The 17,818-nt window shown below is 35.0% G+C and carries 19 protein-coding genes; 16 read left to right on the top strand and 3 right to left on the bottom strand.

Features of this window, described 5'->3' with window-relative positions; translation table 11 throughout:
* Positions 1–69 precede the first annotated feature (69 nt).
* Positions 70–687, top strand: coding sequence for an SCO family protein (locus tag DS031_RS09015; RefSeq protein ID WP_113805737.1), 618 nt, complete (start codon positions 70–72; stop codon positions 685–687).
* A gap of 219 nt (positions 688–906) precedes the next feature.
* Positions 907–1,719, top strand: coding sequence for an adenosylmethionine decarboxylase (gene speD / locus DS031_RS09020; protein ID WP_113805738.1), 813 nt, complete (start codon positions 907–909; stop codon positions 1,717–1,719).
* Positions 1,720–1,768: 49 nt separating this feature from the next.
* Here speD (DS031_RS09020) and DS031_RS09025 read toward each other — a convergent pair whose 3' ends face one another.
* Positions 1,769–2,023, bottom strand: coding sequence for a hypothetical protein (locus DS031_RS09025; protein ID WP_113805739.1), 255 nt, complete (start codon positions 2,021–2,023; stop codon positions 1,769–1,771).
* Between the two features lie 198 nt (positions 2,024–2,221).
* On the opposite strand from DS031_RS09025, the gene DS031_RS09030 reads away from it, so the two are divergent.
* From DS031_RS09030 to DS031_RS09045, 4 genes are all read left to right on the top strand, one after another.
* Entirely contained in the window at positions 2,222–3,025 is an 804-nt protein-coding gene (locus DS031_RS09030) for an SGNH/GDSL hydrolase family protein (protein WP_245947295.1), read from the top strand.
* Positions 3,015–3,926: an ABC transporter ATP-binding protein gene (locus DS031_RS09035; RefSeq protein ID WP_113805740.1), complete on the top strand. Its 912-nt coding sequence runs from the start codon at positions 3,015–3,017 to the stop codon at positions 3,924–3,926. The genes DS031_RS09030 and DS031_RS09035 overlap by 11 nt, the downstream gene beginning before the upstream one ends.
* Complete coding sequence (locus tag DS031_RS09040; protein ID WP_113805741.1) at positions 3,919–4,899, top strand: ABC transporter permease; 981 nt, start codon at positions 3,919–3,921, stop codon at positions 4,897–4,899. The genes DS031_RS09035 and DS031_RS09040 overlap by 8 nt, the downstream gene beginning before the upstream one ends.
* Before the next feature lie 139 nt (positions 4,900–5,038).
* Complete coding sequence (locus tag DS031_RS09045) at positions 5,039–6,121, top strand: Y-family DNA polymerase (RefSeq protein ID WP_113805742.1); 1,083 nt, start codon at positions 5,039–5,041, stop codon at positions 6,119–6,121.
* 94 nt (positions 6,122–6,215) lie between these two features.
* Here the strand turns inward: DS031_RS09045 and speD (DS031_RS09050) are convergent, their stop codons facing one another.
* The gene (gene speD / locus DS031_RS09050) at positions 6,216–6,584 is read right to left on the bottom strand and encodes an adenosylmethionine decarboxylase (RefSeq protein WP_113805743.1); all 369 of its coding nucleotides are present in this window, start codon (positions 6,582–6,584) and stop codon (positions 6,216–6,218) included.
* Positions 6,585–6,851: 267 nt separating this feature from the next.
* On the opposite strand from speD (DS031_RS09050), the gene DS031_RS09055 reads away from it, so the two are divergent.
* The 8 genes from DS031_RS09055 to DS031_RS09090 all read left to right on the top strand — a co-directional run bounded on the left by DS031_RS09055 (position 6,852) and on the right by DS031_RS09090 (position 15,798).
* Positions 6,852–7,853 carry a spermine/spermidine synthase domain-containing protein gene (locus DS031_RS09055; RefSeq protein ID WP_245947296.1) on the top strand — a complete coding sequence of 334 codons (1,002 nt, stop codon included), beginning with the start codon at positions 6,852–6,854 and terminating at the stop codon, positions 7,851–7,853.
* 211 nt (positions 7,854–8,064) lie between these two features.
* Complete coding sequence (locus tag DS031_RS09060; protein WP_113805744.1) at positions 8,065–8,661, top strand: hypothetical protein; 597 nt, start codon at positions 8,065–8,067, stop codon at positions 8,659–8,661.
* Between the two features lie 167 nt (positions 8,662–8,828).
* Positions 8,829–9,842 carry an LSm family protein gene (locus DS031_RS09065; RefSeq protein ID WP_113805745.1) on the top strand — a complete coding sequence of 338 codons (1,014 nt, stop codon included), beginning with the start codon at positions 8,829–8,831 and terminating at the stop codon, positions 9,840–9,842.
* 121 nt (positions 9,843–9,963) lie between these two features.
* On the top strand, positions 9,964–10,632 hold the full coding sequence (locus DS031_RS09070) for a DUF2642 domain-containing protein (protein WP_113805746.1): 669 nt from the start codon (positions 9,964–9,966) through the stop codon (positions 10,630–10,632).
* Positions 10,633–10,813: 181 nt separating this feature from the next.
* Positions 10,814–12,409, top strand: coding sequence for a phosphoenolpyruvate mutase (gene aepX, locus DS031_RS09075; protein ID WP_113805747.1), 1,596 nt, complete (start codon positions 10,814–10,816; stop codon positions 12,407–12,409).
* Positions 12,406–13,536 carry a phosphonopyruvate decarboxylase gene (gene aepY, locus DS031_RS09080; protein WP_113805748.1) on the top strand — a complete coding sequence of 377 codons (1,131 nt, stop codon included), beginning with the start codon at positions 12,406–12,408 and terminating at the stop codon, positions 13,534–13,536. The genes aepX and aepY overlap by 4 nt, the downstream gene beginning before the upstream one ends.
* Complete coding sequence (locus tag DS031_RS09085; RefSeq protein ID WP_113805749.1) at positions 13,529–15,373, top strand: 2-aminoethylphosphonate aminotransferase; 1,845 nt, start codon at positions 13,529–13,531, stop codon at positions 15,371–15,373. Before aepY ends, DS031_RS09085 begins: the two co-directional genes overlap by 8 nt.
* A gap of 17 nt (positions 15,374–15,390) precedes the next feature.
* Positions 15,391–15,798: an NUDIX hydrolase gene (locus tag DS031_RS09090; RefSeq protein ID WP_113805750.1), complete on the top strand. Its 408-nt coding sequence runs from the start codon at positions 15,391–15,393 to the stop codon at positions 15,796–15,798.
* A 45-nt stretch (positions 15,799–15,843) separates the two neighbouring features.
* Here the strand turns inward: DS031_RS09090 and DS031_RS23570 are convergent, their stop codons facing one another.
* A complete protein-coding gene (locus DS031_RS23570; protein ID WP_181833073.1) occupies positions 15,844–15,996 on the bottom strand; it encodes a hypothetical protein in 153 nt (50 codons plus the stop codon).
* A 126-nt stretch (positions 15,997–16,122) separates the two neighbouring features.
* On the opposite strand from DS031_RS23570, the gene corA reads away from it, so the two are divergent.
* The gene (gene corA / locus DS031_RS09095; RefSeq protein WP_113805751.1) at positions 16,123–17,199 is read left to right on the top strand and encodes a magnesium/cobalt transporter CorA; all 1,077 of its coding nucleotides are present in this window, start codon (positions 16,123–16,125) and stop codon (positions 17,197–17,199) included.
* A 145-nt stretch (positions 17,200–17,344) separates the two neighbouring features.
* Positions 17,345–17,785 carry a cyclic-di-AMP-binding protein CbpB gene (gene cbpB, locus DS031_RS09100; RefSeq protein WP_113805752.1) on the top strand — a complete coding sequence of 147 codons (441 nt, stop codon included), beginning with the start codon at positions 17,345–17,347 and terminating at the stop codon, positions 17,783–17,785.
* Positions 17,786–17,818 lie beyond the last annotated feature (33 nt).

Here is a 17,818-nt window from a genome sequence, read left to right on the forward strand (position 1 = left end):
GCTCAAAAGCTTAGGCCTCGCCTCTATGGAGTCCATTCTCATGAGATGCTTTAAAAAGGAGAAAAAGTCATGAGCACGAAACAAAAAAGCAATATTCTCGTCTTAATACTTTTAGTGGGTGTCGTTTTTTTCAGCGCTCTCGGTTATTGGTTATGGGTAAGGTCGACTGCACTGCCGGTACTAGGAGAAATTGAAAGCTTTACGCTGGAAACAGTGGAAGGACAAGACTATCAACCAAAGAATGATAAGTTAAAGCTTGTAATGTTTTATGATTCCGATTGTAATGAAAATTGTCAAAACACATTAACGGTTATGGAACAATTGCAAAATAACTTTAGCGAATTAGAGTTACTAGGAAGAGATGTTGAACTTCTTTCACTGCTCATGAATACAGAAGAGAAGCACTTACAACAAGTTAAGAAATATGTGAGCAATCATAATATTGATTCTAATGGTTGGAAGTTTTTAACGGGATCTTCTGAAGAATTAGAGAAGGTCAAAAAACAAATTAGCGCAGCGAGTGATGAAAAGGTAGGTCAAGATACATATATCTCTAAAATTTATTTAATTGATAAAAAAGGCCGCATTCGTGGGGACTATGAAACGGGTGGAACGGAAACAAATGATGTTAAAACGATTACAAAAGAAGTGAAAAACTTAGTGCGCGTACAGCCAGCAGCAGAATAATGGTAATGGTTTAACGAAAAGTGCTAAAGCAGACACTATAACATGTAAATAGCGAATTATCAATGAAGCACACTTTAACTAAGCTTAGGTGTGCTTTTTTAGATGCATACAAATAATAAAAAAAGGGTAAAGATATAGTGGCATGGCTTAAAGAGAATCGTAAATGATGATAAATAAAGGCAGCAGCAAAGGTGAGGGCAATAGAAAGGGGAATATGAAATGGGTTTAACGCCAAAACAAAGAATTGAACTGCATGAATTTAATAACCTTACAAAGTCTTTAAGCTTTAATATGTATGATATTTGTTATACGAAAACAAAAGAAGAACGCCAAGCATATATTAATTATATAGATGAGCAGTATAATGCGGAAAGATTAACAGAAATTTTAACACATGTAACAGAAATTATCGGCGCAAATATTTTAAATATCGCAAAGCAGGATTATGTGCCCCAAGGAGCGAGTGTGACAGTATTAGTGTCAGAAGGACCGGTAGATGAATCACCCATTGAATCTTTTAAAGAATCACCTGGTCCAATTCCATGCGCTGTAGTTGGAGCGCTTGACAAAAGTCATATTACGGTTCATACGTACCCGGAATATCATCCAGACGACGGCATCAGCACGTTTCGAGCGGATATTGATGTTTCCACATGTGGTGAAATATCACCTCTTAAAGCATTAAATTATTTAATTCACTCTTTTGAAACAGATGTAATGGCGATTGATTATCGTGTTCGGGGCTTTACAAGAGATGTAACAGGGCATAAATTATTTATTGATCATGAGATTAATTCAATCCAAAACTACATACCTGAGGATGTGCAGAATTCCTATGATATGATTGATGTAAACGTCTACCAAGAAAATATTTTTCATACAAAATGTAAGCTAAAGCAGTTTAATTTAGATAACTATTTATTCGGATATTCAAAAGAAAAACTGCCGGAAGACGAACAAAAATCAATTGCAAAAAGACTGCAAATTGAAATGGAAGAGATTTTTTACGGGAAAAATATTACGCATGAGTAAAATAAAACCAGCGCTATTCATATAACGTGCGCTGGTTTTATTCATTATTTTATGCTTCTTCCTTATAGTAGAAAAAATTGTGGCCAAGCTTAAACTGTTCACGAATCACTTCTCTTGGGAATCGGTATGTTTTTACATCTTCATAAGAATCATTGTACAAATAAGCAAGAATATCATTTTCGATTGTTTCATACAGCATTCTTCCTCCGCTAAATTCCATTACCGGTTTATTTCCGTTTTCTAAGCATTTTAAAAATTGTTCAAATGAAGATAACGGCATTGCCTCATTACAATGTTCAGACATACAGCGTACCCCCTTATTGTAATTTGTTTGCTTACTATATAATATTCTTTATTCTTAAAAAAACTTCCTTCTATTTAAAGAACTTTCTTCTCTAAACGATTTCATATTTTTTGTAAGTTACATTACAGAAAAAATTAACGCTATATTATATAATTGGGTTAAAGTATTGTTACTAACAGCCTTTGAAAGGGTGAAATTGTGAAAACTTATACAGTGAAAGGGATCATGGTACTTGCTTTAGCGGCAAGTTTATTATGGATCATCGGTTTAGGATGGATAGTGAATGATCAATTTTTTAAGAAAACAGAAGCTCTTGAGCTAATAGAAGCAGTGAATGAGACGATACAACATGCAGAGAATTTAAAGATTATCGCACTTGGTGATTCGTTAACACGGGGCACTGGTGACGTATCAGGAGAAGGCTACATAGGCTATGTAATGGACGATCTTAAGGAAAAAACAGACGAAGAAATCCATTTATCCAATGTTTCGATTAAAGGGCAAACTTCAAAACAGCTTATCGATCAACTTCAGGAGCCGGAAATTCAAAGACAGCTGAAACAAGCTTCTATTATTGTGATGACGATCGGCGGCAATGATTTATTTCAAAGCGGACAAGCGCTGGGGAATTTTTCGGTTGAGCAAATTGATGAAGCAAGAACCGCTTATTTAAAGAATTTACAATCTATTTTTACGAAGGTTCGAGAGCTAAACGAAGAAGCGGCTGTTTTTCATATCGGGCTGTATAATCCGTTTAACGATTTGACAGACGCAAGCGAAACATCAAAGATTGTTCGGGAATGGAACTTTGACTCTGCTGAAACAGCAGCAAAGTATAAAAACATTGTTTTTGTCCCGACATTTGATTTATTTCAACTGCATGTAAATAACTATTTATACAGCGACAAATTTCATCCAAATTCAGAAGGCTATCAATTAATAGGAGAACGACTTGCAGCATTAATTACATTTAGTGAAGGGGAAGATACGAATGAGGAGTGAGACCCTTGTTGTGAAAAACTTGCGCAAAAAAATCGGTAAAAAGGAAATCATTAAAGGACTGTCCTTTGAGCTTAAAGAAGGAGAAGTGTTTGGATTTTTAGGACCAAATGGCGCCGGGAAAACAACAACAATTCGAATGCTTGTTGGGTTAATTAAGCCAACTTCAGGAACCATTTCGCTTTCCGGTTATCATCTACACCGTCAGTTTTCAAAAGCTATTCAAAATATCGGTTGTATTGTTGAAAATCCTGAATTATATCCTTATTTAAGCGGCTATGAAAATTTACAGCATTTTGTGAGAATGGTTCCTGAAATACCTGAGAAGAGGATTACTGAAGTAATTGAACTTGTCGGACTGCAAAATCGGATTCATGATCGGGTTCGTACATATTCGCTAGGAATGCGGCAGCGTCTAGGAATTGCCCAGGCGCTTCTTGGGAAGCCGAAAATCCTTATTTTAGATGAACCGACAAATGGACTGGATCCAGTGGGAATCCGCGAGATGAGGGAATTTATTCGATTTTTAGCAGAAAAAGAAGGACTGAGTGTACTTGTTTCTTCTCATTTACTCAGCGAAATTCAATTAATGTGTGATCGTGTGGCGATTCTTTCAAAAGGTGAGATTATTCGAATTGATACAGTGGAACATCTTTTGGCTGAGCAGGAACGGATTATTTGGAAAGTAAATCCAATGGAAAAAGGAAAAGCACTGCTTGCTGAAGAAACAACGATTCTTTCTGAAAAAGACGGCTTTCTAATGACATATTACAATGAAGAAAAAGTTTCAGTGTGGAATGAAAAGCTCGTTCAGGCCGGTGTAAAAGTGAGTGAAATTCAAACAAAGCTTCCGACGCTTGAAGATTTATTTATTGAGCTAACGGGAGGTGAAACGATTGATTAACTTAGTACACAATGAAATGATTAAAATAGTCAGAAAGAAGAGATTGTTTATTATTCTTGCGATCATTGCCGTGCTTGCGGCGCTGTTTACATATGCACAGATGAAGGAAGTTAAATCACTGCAGGAACAATTAGGGACAAATGATTGGCGCGCCCAGCTTCAGCAGGAAATTATTAATACGCAAAATCGTTTAAATTCAAGCGGAATATCTGAAGAATGGCGAAAGTATTTAAAAATTCGTCTCAGTCAGCAGCAGTATTATTTAGATCACGACGTTAATCCGACGGCACCTGGGGCGCCCACTTTTATGAGAGTATTTGTTGAAAATTCAATTGACCTTTTAATTCCGTTAATGGTAATGGTTATTGCCGCTGATCTTGTTTCCTCTGAAGCAAGCGGCGGCACAATAAAGCTTCTTCTTACAAGGCCGGTAAAAAGATGGCGGATTTTGATGAGCAAATATATTGCGCTTATTCTTTCCATATCGCTTATTATATTAGGTGTTGGATTATTGTCATATATTATTTCAGGAGTGATATTTGGATATGGCGGCTGGAACATGCCGATTTTAACTGGCTTTTCTGTGCAGGGTGAAGAATTAATAACCGATAATGTTCATTTAATTGATCAGTGGCAGTATATTTTAATGGAACTTGGTCTCGTTTGGTTTGTTGCCGTTATTGTCGGCACATTAACATTGATGCTTTCTGTTTTAATAAGAAGCACGGCAGCTGTTATGGGTGTTATGCTTGCTGCATTAATTGCTGGAGCGATTTTAGCGAACATGATTTCTTCATGGGAATCAGCAAAATATCTCTTTATGGTTAATTTACGATTAACGGATTATGTGAGCGGCATGGCTCCTCCAATTAACGGTATGAATCTCGGCTTTTCTATGATCGTGCTCACAATATGGGCACTTGCTGGACTGCTTGTTTCTTTTATTGTATTTACAAAAAGAGATGTGTATTAATCCTTTACAGAAATTGGGGTCTATCCTCCATTTCTGTAAAGGATTTTTATTGAAGAAATAAAGTTTTGGTTAAGAACAAATGTTTGTTATAATAAAAAAACAAAGTGGAGAAGAATTGATCGGATAAGGATGTCGAAACATGAAAGAAGAAAAGGTTATTTTACTTGCGGATATGAATTCGTTTTTTGCGAGCTGTCATCAAAGTGAAGATGAGTCATTGCAAAGTAAGCCAGTCATTGTCGGTGGAGCGCCTCATAATAAAATGAAAGGAAAAGTAATTGCAGCGAGCTATGAGGCAAGAGAAAATGGAATTTATACGACAATGAGTATGTATGAAGCATTAAAAAAATGTCCAAATGCCGTTGTAGTGCAGCGAAATCATTCGCTTTATAATGCGTACAGTCAAAAAATTATGGCTTTTTTACGTTTGATCGGTGATACAGAAATTGCATCAATTGATGAAGCATATGTTGATATTACAGAGCGGGTACAAGCCGGAAATGCACCTAAATCAATCGCTTTCTATATTCAAAAAATGGTATGGGAAAAGCTCAGTATTCCATCTTCCATTGGAATTGGGCCAACCAAAATTATCGCAAAGATGGCGGCAGATGTGAAAAAGCCGATGGGCTGTACGCTCTTTAATAGAGAACAATTTTGTAATCATTTCCACCCTTTACCATTAGAGGTTCTCCATGGATGCGGTAAAAAAACCGAAGAAAAATTAAATTCTCATTCTCTCTATACAATTGGTGATTTAGCGAGAGCTGATACGTTTCATTTAAAAATGATTTTAGGAATAAGAGGGGAAGTACTGCAAAAAGCTGCATTAGGTTTATCATCTAATAAAGTAAATGCAGATCGACGTAAAGGTGATAAAACGATTGGGAAAGAAACAACATTTCCAAAGCCAACAGATGACCAGGATATGATTTTAAACATAGGAAAAAGTATGGTTAAACTGCTTTCGAAAAGGCTTGAAGATAAACGGTTAAAAGCGAGAACAATTGCGATTGTGTATAAAAAGGAAAGTGGACAGGGAAGTCATTCAAAAAGCATTACATTAATGGAGCCTGTTTCAAATCCTGGAGTGATTTATAATCATGTCGAACGTTTATATGAAGCACATCTTATTGATTTGCCGTTATGGCTGTTTGGAGTAAGATTAAGTAACTTTGATACTTCTTCATTTGTGCAGTTAACGCTTTTTGATAAATACTAATAACCAAGCAAACTGTTTGCTTGGTTATTAGTGATGATTTATATAACTTTATGAATAATAAACTTTCTTTACAGGTTAATCATAGTGTTTAAATTCATGTAATATCAATAATTCCTGATCCGCGGATCAATTTTTTTGCATACGTTTTTTGAGGTTTTAAAACGGAAATGAGATAATCAATGGCAATTTGGGGATCCACTGTTTTTCCGCATGTATAACAATCGACTCCTGCAAATCCTTTTTCAGGATACGTATGAATAGAAAGATGGCTTTCGGATAATAGAACAAGAATAGTAACTCCTGAAGGATCAAATTTTTTACCTTCAACCGACAAAACGTTTGCATGAGATTTTTCAGCAGCAGTTTTTAAATGTTTTTGTAAATAGTCAAGGTCGTTAAGGAGTTCAAAATCTATTTCCCACATGTCAACAATAATATGTCTGCCATATGTTAAATACGTCATTACAGCAACCACGCTCCTGTCTGATGTTGCTTTTTAATAGCGTATGGAACATGTTTTTGTAAGTATCTAGTAAAAATGCGGGTTTTTAATAAAAATGATTCATCCTACTAGAATGACAGATAGCGTTAAGAGATAAATACCTACACAAAAAATTGTTTGTTACGTTTCTAGGACAAACGTTGATTTTATAAGAAATACGGCACTTACCCAACCAAGTTAAAAACAAAAATACTATACTATTTTATGATAAAAAAAGAGGTGAGCGATTTGCCTGGAAAAGATAAAGACTATAATAAGGGGGATCGAAAGAATAATCGAGAGAACCCGAAGTTTTTTAAAAATAATATGGAGTATTTCTCAAAAAAATCCCAACAGCAAAATGCTCGGAATACGTTTCGAGGTGATGTATGGGATCAAGAAATGCTAAAACATTTGCTGCAAAGCAATCACGAGATTCTTTTTCAAGATAAAAGTGAGTATCAAGATATTGTCATGCTTAGAGCGATAGATGTTCGAATGTATTTGAATGAACAGCTGCAGTTTAGTACATTAGATGAGCGCTTTTATCATGAAGCACTTGTTCATCCTGCGATGACCATGGCAAAAGACCGCAGTCGTATCTTGATTTTAGGCGGTGGAGATGGATTTGCATTACGGGAAGTATTAAAGTATGACGATGTGAAAGAAGTAGATCTTGTAGAACTAGATCCGATAATGCTGAATTTAGCTCGAAAAGAGCCATTAAGAAATTACAACGAAGGAGCCTTATTAGATCCGCGTGTTTCGCTTCATGTAATGGATGCGCAAAATTATTTTACATCCACTATTCCTTCTTATAATGTGATTATTGTTGATTTCCCAGATCCAGCGGATGCAGTCATTAGTAAATTGTATACGAAAGAGTTTTTTAGAAAGATGGCCATGTATCTTATGAATGATGGGATCCTTGTTTGTCAGGCACACTCTCCTGAAGACGCACCAAGAGTATTTTGGAGTATTGGTTTAACGATGCAAAGTGCAGGATTCTATTCATTAGGATATAAAGTATATGTTCCTTCTTTTGGAGACTGGGGTTTTCATATTGCATCTAAACAAGGAAAAGTAAAATTAAGTACTGTGTCTGTTCCACATTATACACTGCCGAAAGATTTATCGAAATTATTTACTCTACCGGAAGAGCTAAGGGAAGAAAAAGGAAACAGTGCTGTAAATAGTCTGGATAACCTCATTCTTCATGAGATTTATAATGAGGAAATGCCGGAGAAATAAGAGGCGCTTTAAAGTGCTGTTTATAAATCAATAGTAAAGAAATTAGGTTGACCTTTATAAGGTTCAACCTTTTTTATTTGTCCAATAGGCGATTTCATGCGGATTCCCCAAAGTATTTATAAAATGGGCAGATTACTATAGTACCTTATCACCCCGTGATACATATATATACAGTGAATTAACCTAGTAAAGGGCGAGGGGAGTAATCAAAATGAGTAAAGAAAGTATGTTAACTAATTTAGAAATGTCAAAAGGTAAAGTAATCAAAGTAGATCGTGGAGGTCCTGAATCAAGAACAGGATTACTTTTGGATGTGTCTTCAGATCATTTTACAATTTTAACAGAGCAAGATGGTGTTGTTTACTACCGTGTGCAGCATTGTAAAAGTATTACAGAAAACGTAAAAAACACGTTGAAAATAAATGCAGAAGTTACAGATGAGTTAGAGCTTATCGAAGGTGGCAATTTTATCGAGCTTGTAAGAAATATGAAATATCGCTGGGTACGAATTAACCGCGGAGGCCCTGAAAAAGTCGAAGGTGTTGTGGAAAGTGTAACTGAAGACTTCTTAGTACTTGTATCAAACAATGAAGTCATTCGTCTTTCCATGTATCATATCCGCAACATCAGCTTAGGGGTTCCAGAAAATAAAAATGAAGATAATCAAAATAAAAATGAAAATCAAGCAAAAGACAATAAATCTGAAGCGAAGCAATCAAATCAATCAACACAAAGCAGTAAATCAAAAAACAAAAATGTTGAAACAGAAAGAACATTAACATTAGAAGGAGAAACTGTAAAAAAATAAAATCTTATTCTAAAGTATAAAGTTGCGAATAGAAAGTATTTGCAGCTGCAGGTTTTGAACTTTTCTGTATAAATTCCTATATGGTCGCTTGAGTAAGAAATTATGAAGCGGCCCCAATTTTACTATTAGTTCACTACCTAAAACAGCAAAGAGAAAGGAGAAGAAAGATGCTCGATCAATTGCCTGATAATGAATTTAAGTACTTTATCGGATTTCAAGTACAAATTCATATTGGTGGAAAAAAGAAACTTGTCGGTCGATTGCTGGCAGTAAAAGATGATCATATTGTCTTTTATAATAATGAAGATCACACCATCTCCTATTATAAGCGGCATCATGTTAAAAAAATGGTTAAAGATTCTAAAGAAGCACCACTATCAGTTGAACAAAAAGAATTCATTGATGTAAAAAGATATAATGATCTGTTTAATCATTTAAGACTTACCTGGGTTCAGATTAGCTGCGGAGGGCCAAACAATGTTGAAGGAGTGCTGTGTAAAGTATTAGACGATTCGGTTATGCTTATCTCTAATGAAGAGCTTATTTATATTCCGGTTTATCATATTAAACATGTTTATAAAGGAAGCTTAGAAGAGTTGAAAAATGAATCACAGCCAACAGACGATACAGAGATTAAACAAGAATTGGTTTATGAAACAGAACAAGAAGTGGAAAAAGAATTAACCATTGTTCAAGAAGAGAAAGTTGTAATTGAAGAAGTGGAAGAAATTATTGTTCAAGAGCAGGAAGTACAAGGAGAAGAGGAGGTACAAGAAGAGGAGGAAGTAAGATTAGAAGAAAAGAAAGCAGCACAGCAACAAAACGTCATCGTGGAGGAAAAGGAAATTGCTGTTCAAGATGATGATGACGAGTTATTTGAATCAGAAGAAAAAGATCGCTTTTTCTATATGAGAGAAAAGCTGGTCAATCATCGCTCACTTGCCTCAGAATCAGAAGAAGAAGAAAAGCAGGTTCCTGAGTCTTATAGTTTGGAAGAGAATGATGAAGAATCTATCCTCTCTACAACAGAAGCTGAAGTAGAAGAAGAGTTAGAAATGGTACAGCCGGAAAATCAACAAGCCCCGTTATTAACGGATGAGTATAAAAAATATTCGCAGTGGAGAAGAAAAGGCTCTGCAAGATATAGAAATATTTATGGGCGTAGTAGAAAAGCTGTTTAATAGTATAACGATATAAGTGTTAAGTGAAGAGATAGTGATACTTTTGAGTGTGATGCATCATTTAATACTCTTATATGGAGCAGTCTTGTTTACTTCTAGGAAAGGGGTGACACATTAGCTGATGAAAAGTATGCGTAATTATATAGGTGAACAAGTGAAATTAGAAGTATCGGGAAAATCTCGACATAAAGGAGTTCTTGTTGATATCGGTTCAGACATTATTGTTCTCTTTAATGGAGAAGATTTTCTTTATATTCCGTTTGTTCACATTCAAAATTTCCAGCTGAATACAGAAGAAAATGAAGAAATTAAAGTTACAGGTGAAGCCCCTATTAATAAACAATCTGAAGAAATCTCACTTAGGAAAGTATTAAACAATGCTAGAGGGGTTTTTGCGGAAATATTTGTGACAGGTAATCAATCAATTCATGGCTATGTAACAAGTGTTCTAAACAACTACTTTGTATTTTATTCACCTGTTTATCAAACAATGTTTATCCCATTAAATCATTTGAAATGGCTTATTCCTTATAATCAAAATCAAACTCCGTATAAATTAACAAATCAACATTTTTTAGTTAATCCATCTAATTTAACGTTAGCTCGAACATTTGATGAACAGTTAAAGAAGTTAGTTGGAAAAATTGTTGTATTTGACCTTGGGGGAAATGCGGCTAAAATTGGTCAGCTGCAGATGATTGAAAATAATTTTGTTCATCTTATAAGTGCTAGGGAAAAAGTTATTTATTTAAATATTCATCATATTAAAACCGTTCATTTACCAACATGATTGAATGAATTGACAGCATCTTTTTAATGCTGTCAATTTTATTTTTTCAGGAACGCCTACTTTGTTGTTACATATGATAAAAAGAATCATTTTTCTTTATGGATGAGAAGCGATTTCATGACTGCTTTTATAATGTGCCAAAGTCGCTTTATTTGATGAATGGGGTAGGGAGGCATAAAGAGTGAAGAAAACAACACAATTACGAAATTTAATTTCTTCTAATAATCTTGAATTGCTGATGGAGGCTCATAACGGATTATCTGCAAAAATTGTTCAAGAAGCAGGTTTTAAAGGAATATGGGCAAGCGGATTGTCTATTTCAGCAGCAATGGGCGTAAGAGATAATAATGAAGCATCATGGACGCAAGTATTAGATGTGGTCGAATTTATGAGCGATGTAACAACGATTCCGATTTTATTAGATGGCGATACAGGTTATGGAAATTTTAATAATGCAAGGCGTCTTGTTAAAAAATTAGAACAGCGAAATGCGGCTGGTGTATGTATAGAAGATAAGCTATTTCCAAAAACAAATTCATTTATTAGCGGTGAAGCACAGCCGTTAGCTGATATCAATGAGTTTTGCGGAAAAATAAAAGCAATGAAAGATAGTCAAGCAGATGATGATTTTGTCGTTGTCTCAAGAGTAGAAGCTTTTATTGCGGGATGGGGACTAAGTGAAGCATTGCGAAGAGCTGAAGCGTATCGAAAAGCGGGTACAGATGCGGTACTCATTCACAGCAAACGTTCAGACATTAGTGAAATTGAAGCTTTTATGAAAGAGTGGGATAACCGCTTACCGGTCATTATTGTACCAACAAAATATTATTCTGTGCCTACATTAAAAATGCAGGAGTTGGGAATTAGTGTTGCGATTTGGGCGAATCATAACCTTCGTGCAGCAATTAGTGCAATGCAAAAAACAACAAAACAAATTTATGAAGATAACAGTTTAATTAATATTGAAAATAAAGTTGTTCCCGTTAAAGAAGTATTTAGACTGCAGGGGGCAGATGAGTTAGCACAAGCTGAAAAGAAATATTTGCCAACTTCAGGGAAGACTGTGAATGCGATTATTTTAGCAGCAAGTCAGGGAGAGTTAAATGAATTAACGAGAAATATCCCTAAAACATTGTTGAAAGTAAACGGCAAGCCTCTTCTTTCCTTACAAATTGATGATTATAACCGAATGGGGATTAAAGATATTCTTGTTGTCAGGGGATTTGGGAAAGAAAACATTACACCAACAAATTTTAAAGTGTGTGATAACGATGCATATGCTCAAACAAAAGAACTTTATTCGCTTTATTTAGCAAAAAATCAAATTAAAGAAAATACAGTGATCAGCTTTGGAGACATTATGTTTAAAACGTATGTGCTTCATGATCTTCTTCACGATTTAAACGATATTACACTTGTTGTTGATGCAAGCTTTGAATTTGAAGGAGTCAATAAAGACTTTGTAAAAACAGAAACTCCTTACTCTCGAAAGCTGTATGAAAAGCCGGTGCGTTTTAAAGAGATGTCGAGCGATTTTAAAGAAGATGAGATCAATGGAGAGTTTATCGGTCTTTGGAAAGTATCAAAAAAGGGTGCGGAAATTGTAAGAAGAGCTTTAGAGAAGCTTTCAAAAGATAACAATTTTAAAGAAATGACACTTTCTGATTTGTTTAATGAAATTTCGAAGGCGCATCCTATTTCAGTAAAATATATTAATGGTTCTTGGCTCGATATTGATACGATTTCAGATCTGCAAAAAGCTGGTGATCTTTCATGATTCAAACAAAAAGGTTCGGTGAAGAGCTAAAACGTTTAGGATTTAATTTTTTTAGCGGGGTGCCTTGTTCTTTTTTAAAGTATATGATTAATTATGCGATTAATGATTGTGAATATGTAGCAGCAGCAAATGAAGGAGATGCTGTTGCCATTGCTTCAGGAGCTTATCTTGGCGGAAAAAAATCAGTTGTATTAATGCAAAATTCAGGCTTAACAAATGCTGTGTCACCGCTTGTTTCATTAAATGAACCTTTTAAAATACCGATACTAGGTTTTGTCAGTTTACGAGGTGAAACAGGCATACAAGATGAACCGCAGCATGAATTAATGGGAAAAATTACAACAAGCATGTTAGAAGATATGAATGTACGGTGGACAATTTTATCGCATGATTGGTCAGAAGCAAAAGCACAGCTTCAGCTTGCCGATAGTGTTATTGAGCAGAATATCCCCTTCTTCTTCGTGATTCGTAAAGGAACATTTGCGGAAGAAAAGTTACGTGATCAACCTCTTCACAAGCGTACAAACGATGTAAAAACTTTAAAAGAAAACGACGACCAGCTGCCAACACGTTTTGAAGCATTACAAACAATAAATGCATTAAAAGATCAAGACACGGTTCAGCTTGCCACAACTGGAAAAACGGGAAGGGAGTTATACGAAGTCGAAGATGCACCAAATAATTTATATATGGTTGGCTCTATGGGATGTATCAGTTCACTTGGATTAGGGTTAGCGCTTGTAAAAGATGAGAAGAAAGTTGTTGTTATTGATGGTGATGGTTCTCTTTTAATGAGGATGGGAAGTCTTGCAACAAACGGGTATTACAGTCCAAAAAATATGCTTCATATTTTACTTGATAACAGTACCCATGATTCAACAGGGGGGCAGACAACAGTCTCTCCTAATGTTAATTTTATTGATATTGCTTCCGCATGCGGCTATTCAAAGGTTAATTATGTTCATCATTTAAAGGAATTAGAAGAGCGGATTAAGGAATGGAAAGAAAACAATACGCTTACATTTTTATATATGAAAATTGCAAAAGGCTCTAAAAATCCGCTTGCTAGACCTGATATTAAACCTCATGAAGTAAAAGAAAGATTGCAGGTGTTTTTAAATGGTTAAAGCAGCCGTTATTTTAGCAGCAGGACTGGGATCGAGACTTGGGAAGAGAACAAAAGAAAAGCCAAAAGGATTTTTGGAAATAGGAGATAAGACACTGATTGAGCATTCTATTCTTCACCTGCTTTCTTCAGGAATTGAACGTATTTATATTGGTACAGGGTACTTAAAAGAATTTTACGAGGAACTCGCCTTGCGGTATAAAGAAATCACCTGTGTAACGAATGAGCAGTACGACGTGACAGGAAGTATGTACACATTATTTCAGTTTAAAAATTACGTCAAAGAAGATTTTTTACTGTTAGAATCAGATTTACTTTATGATCAAGCCGCATTAACGATCTTACAATACCATCATTATCCTGATGTATTGTTAGCGAGTGAATTAACCGATACAAACGATGAAGTGTTTATTGAAGTAGATGACAAGAATCAGCTTGTAAATATGGAAAAAGATCAAAATCGGTTATTTAACATATATGGTGAGCTAATTGGCATTACAAAGTTATCTTATGGAACATTTCAAGCGCTTTGTTATTTTGCAGACAAGGAACTTCAAAAAAATAAAAAACTTGACTACGAGCGGGCTCTTATAGAACTTTGTTCAGAAAAGCCAATTGCTGTTCATAAAGTAAAAGAATTAGCGTGGTGTGAAATTGATAATGAAGTTCACTTAAAACGGGCGGTTGAAACGGTTTACCCGCAAATAAAAGAGAATATGAAAGATCGAGTGATCGAAAAGAAAATTTTATTGAATCCTGGTCCTGCAGCTACTTCGAATACGGTAAAATATGCACAAGTTGTACCAGATATTTGTCCAAGAGAAAAGGAATTTGGTGCGGTGATGAAGTGGACGGCTGAGGAGCTTACTTCGATTGTCGGAAACAGAGCTGATTACACAACAATATTGTTTGGAGGTTCGGGTACAGCGGCGGTTGAAGCAATGATTAGTTCAATCGTTGATCAAGATACACTTCTTATTATAAACAATGGGGCTTACGGAAAGCGGATGTGTCAAATTGCAGATGCATATGGGATTCACTATATTGAGTATAAAAGCAAACAGGATCATCCTCTTTCTTTAAAAAAGCTTGAGGCTATCATAAAAAAAAGGTGGCCTAAAATTTCACACGTAGCAGTTGTGCACCATGAAACAACAACAGGATTGTTAAATGATATTGAAGCAATCGGATCATTATGTCGTTGTTATGATGTAGAGCTTCTTGTTGATGCAATGAGTTCATTTGCAGCTGTTCCGATTGCTATGGAGAGGATGAATATTCATTATCTTGCTGCTAGTTCCAATAAAAATTTACAGGGCATGGCAGGTGTTAGTTTTGTTATTGCAAATAAGAAGTGCCTCGAACAGCTTAAAAACATAAAAGCGCGCAGCTATTATTTAAATCTTTATGAGCAGTATGAGTATTTTAAGAAAACGGGACAAATGCGTTTTACTCCTCCTGTCCAAACTCTTTATGCAATGAAGCAGGCGGTTGTAGAAGCAAAGAAAGAAGGAATTGTAAATCGTTATAACCGTTATAAAAAGCTGTGGAATCTTTTAATAAAAGGAATAACAGAACTTGGATTAAATCACATTGTTAAAGAAGAACATCATGCAAAACTTATTACAGCTATTATTGAACCGAGCCATAAACGCTATCATTTTAATGAACTCCACGACTATTTATATGAACGAGGGGTGACAATTTATCCTGGTAAACTAGCTGATTTAAACACCTTTCGCATCGCAAATATTGGGGAGCTTGAGGAAACAGAGATTGAATTATTTCTTTATCATCTCAAACAATATTTAGAGAAATTGGATCTTTTGAATAATTAATTGTTGGAGGAAGTGAAATGGGATTTCCAAAACATAAGACCGCAGCAGCGGTTGCTGTATTAAATGATCACAATAAATTACTGCTTGTTAAAGGCTATGTGAGAGGATGGGAATTTCCGGGCGGCTATGTGGAAATCGGCGAGCCAATTGAAAAAGCGGCAGTTCGTGAAGTAAAAGAAGAATCGGGAATTGAAGTGGAAATCACGAAATTTTGCGGTGTGTATCAAGACTTAAAATCCTCTACATTTGTTTATTTATTTACAGCAAAAGCAGTTGGAGGAAAGCTTAGAGACAGCAGTGAAACGTTAGCAAGCGGATTCTTCTCAGTAGAGGAAGCACTGCAGAAAGTAACATGGAAAAATCACAATGAACGAATTTTACGTTGTTTAAATGAAGAAGAACATCCCTTTTTAATTTCGTTTTAAAAAGTTAACTGAAAAGAGGATGATCATCCTCTTTTCAGTTAACTTCTATTTTTCCTTACTTGCTTCACCCCGCTGCTGCTGCGCTCTCATTGAAAACATTGGTTGATTTGCGATTTCTTGAGCCTGGACAGCATTTTCATCTTCTTTTATTGCCCTTTGTGCGACGCTGTCAATATTTTTAGGTTTGTAGTCAGCCATTTAATTATTCATCCTCCTTTATTTCCTTGTTTTCTTTTCTTTAACTAGTATTTCATCTAATGAGCTGTTCTATGTATGTTTGAAATTTTGGGAAAGCGGCTATTAAGATAAGAAGGAGTGTGAACAATGAACAAAGTCAGGAAGAAAAGAAGGTCCAGTCGAGAAAAAAAGCAGGGAATGCCGCCGGGTTCTTTTGTATATATAGGAGAAGAAAAAGAAGAACCTGTAAAAATATCAGTCATTGATTATGACAAAGATTATTACGAAGAAAAAGAATTAGCACATCCTTCTGAGATTCTTTTATATAAGGAGAAAGAAACCGTAACTTGGATTAATGTGTCGGGTATACATAATGAAAAATTAATTGAAGAGATTGGAAAAAAGTTTAATCTTCATTCCTTGTTAATTGAAGATATTTTAAACAGTGAACATAGACCAAAAATTTCATTTTATGAAGATCATATTTTAGCGATTATGAAGCGTCTTTCTTTTAGTGAAACAAAACATACAATGGAAGATGAGCAAATAAGTTTTTTACTAGGCAAAAATATCTTAATTACATTTCAAGAAACATTAGAAGACGATTTTGATGGCATTCGAAAAGAAATAAAGCAAAAGATAAACGGGATACGAAAACAGAGAGCAGATTATTTAATGTATCGATTAATGGATACACTAGTTGATCGTTATTTAATTGAAGTGGAACAGATGAATGACAATATTGAAATACTTGAAGAAGAGATGGTAATGAATCCTTTACAAGATGACTTGCATATGATTTATGAGTACAAACATCAAGCAATTGAATTAAGAAAATTAGTATGGCCGGTAAGAGATGTAATCAATAAGTTAGAAAAACGTCCTTTATCGTTAATACAAAAGGAAACTCAGTTTTTCTTCAGTGATGTCAATGATCATATTATTCAAGTAAATGATATGATTGAAACGACAAGAGGAGTTGTATCAAGTTTGTTGGATTTACATTTCTCAAGTGTCAGTAACAAGATGAATGAAGTCATGAAAGTATTAACGATTGTTTCGACGATTTTTATTCCGCTCACATTTATTGCAGGCATTTATGGGATGAACTTTGTTTATATGCCTGAGCTTCAATGGAAATGGAGTTATCCAATTGCATTGTTTGTAATGGTCATCATCACAATTGGAATGCTTGTTTTTTTTCGTAAAAAAAACTGGTTCTAAAACACTTTTGTTGCGTGAAAGGTCATTTTAACGGTATCATAAATAAAGAAGGATTTTTTACATATATAAATTTACGATGAAACATCCCCTTTTCACACTCGGCCTTTACAACAATCTAGAACATTAACTGAAGGGATGTTCACAAATGGAAAAAGAAATAATCAAACAAGAACTTTACGAAAAGAGTATTCAAGATTTAATTATTTCAGCAGATATTGTTGCACATGTTCAATTAAACAATCCATTAGAACATGCACTGCTTGTTTTAATAAAATCTGGTTACTCTGCTATTCCTGTATTAGACGAGTTATTTCATTTAAAAGGATTAATTAGTACAACAATGATTTTAGATGCAACCCTTGGAATTGAGCGAATTGAAGTAGAGCAGCTAAGTAAAAAATGTGTGAAAGATGTAATGAATACCGAGGTACCGTGTATTCAAGAAAGTGAAAGTTTCTTTAAAGGTTTAAAGCTGTCCATTAACAATGCTTTTTTATGTGTTGTGGATGAAAAAGGGGTATTTAAGGGGATTTTAACACGCCGCGCTATTTTAAAGTTTGTTAATCGTTATATTCACGAAAACTAACAATCTGCTCGTCCGTCAATAGGACGGCAGATT

Source organism: Bacillus taeanensis (assembly GCF_003318295.1).
In the GTDB taxonomy this organism is placed as follows: Bacteria; Bacillota; Bacilli; order Bacillales; family UBA6769; genus Maribacillus; species Maribacillus taeanensis.

Excerpts from the sequence above, each read along its gene's own strand:
- DS031_RS09015 (WP_113805737.1), top strand. The coding sequence starts at position 70 with ATGAGCACGAAACAAAAAAGCAATATTCTCGTCTTAATACTTTTAGTG.
- speD (WP_113805738.1), top strand. The coding sequence starts at position 907 with ATGGGTTTAACGCCAAAACAAAGAATTGAACTGCATGAATTTAATAAC.
- DS031_RS09025 (WP_113805739.1), bottom strand. The coding sequence starts at position 2,023 with ATGTCTGAACATTGTAATGAGGCAATGCCGTTATCTTCATTTGAACAA.
- DS031_RS09035 (WP_113805740.1), top strand. The coding sequence starts at position 3,015 with ATGAGGAGTGAGACCCTTGTTGTGAAAAACTTGCGCAAAAAAATCGGT.
- DS031_RS09045 (WP_113805742.1), top strand. The coding sequence starts at position 5,039 with ATGAAAGAAGAAAAGGTTATTTTACTTGCGGATATGAATTCGTTTTTT.
- speD (WP_113805743.1), bottom strand. The coding sequence starts at position 6,584 with ATGACGTATTTAACATATGGCAGACATATTATTGTTGACATGTGGGAA.
- DS031_RS09060 (WP_113805744.1), top strand. The coding sequence starts at position 8,065 with ATGAGTAAAGAAAGTATGTTAACTAATTTAGAAATGTCAAAAGGTAAA.
- DS031_RS09065 (WP_113805745.1), top strand. The coding sequence starts at position 8,829 with ATGCTCGATCAATTGCCTGATAATGAATTTAAGTACTTTATCGGATTT.
- DS031_RS09070 (WP_113805746.1), top strand. The coding sequence starts at position 9,964 with ATGAAAAGTATGCGTAATTATATAGGTGAACAAGTGAAATTAGAAGTA.
- aepY (WP_113805748.1), top strand. The coding sequence starts at position 12,406 with ATGATTCAAACAAAAAGGTTCGGTGAAGAGCTAAAACGTTTAGGATTT.
- DS031_RS09085 (WP_113805749.1), top strand. The coding sequence starts at position 13,529 with ATGGTTAAAGCAGCCGTTATTTTAGCAGCAGGACTGGGATCGAGACTT.
- DS031_RS09090 (WP_113805750.1), top strand. The coding sequence starts at position 15,391 with ATGGGATTTCCAAAACATAAGACCGCAGCAGCGGTTGCTGTATTAAAT.
- DS031_RS23570 (WP_181833073.1), bottom strand. The coding sequence starts at position 15,996 with ATGGCTGACTACAAACCTAAAAATATTGACAGCGTCGCACAAAGGGCA.
- corA (WP_113805751.1), top strand. The coding sequence starts at position 16,123 with ATGAACAAAGTCAGGAAGAAAAGAAGGTCCAGTCGAGAAAAAAAGCAG.
- cbpB (WP_113805752.1), top strand. The coding sequence starts at position 17,345 with ATGGAAAAAGAAATAATCAAACAAGAACTTTACGAAAAGAGTATTCAA.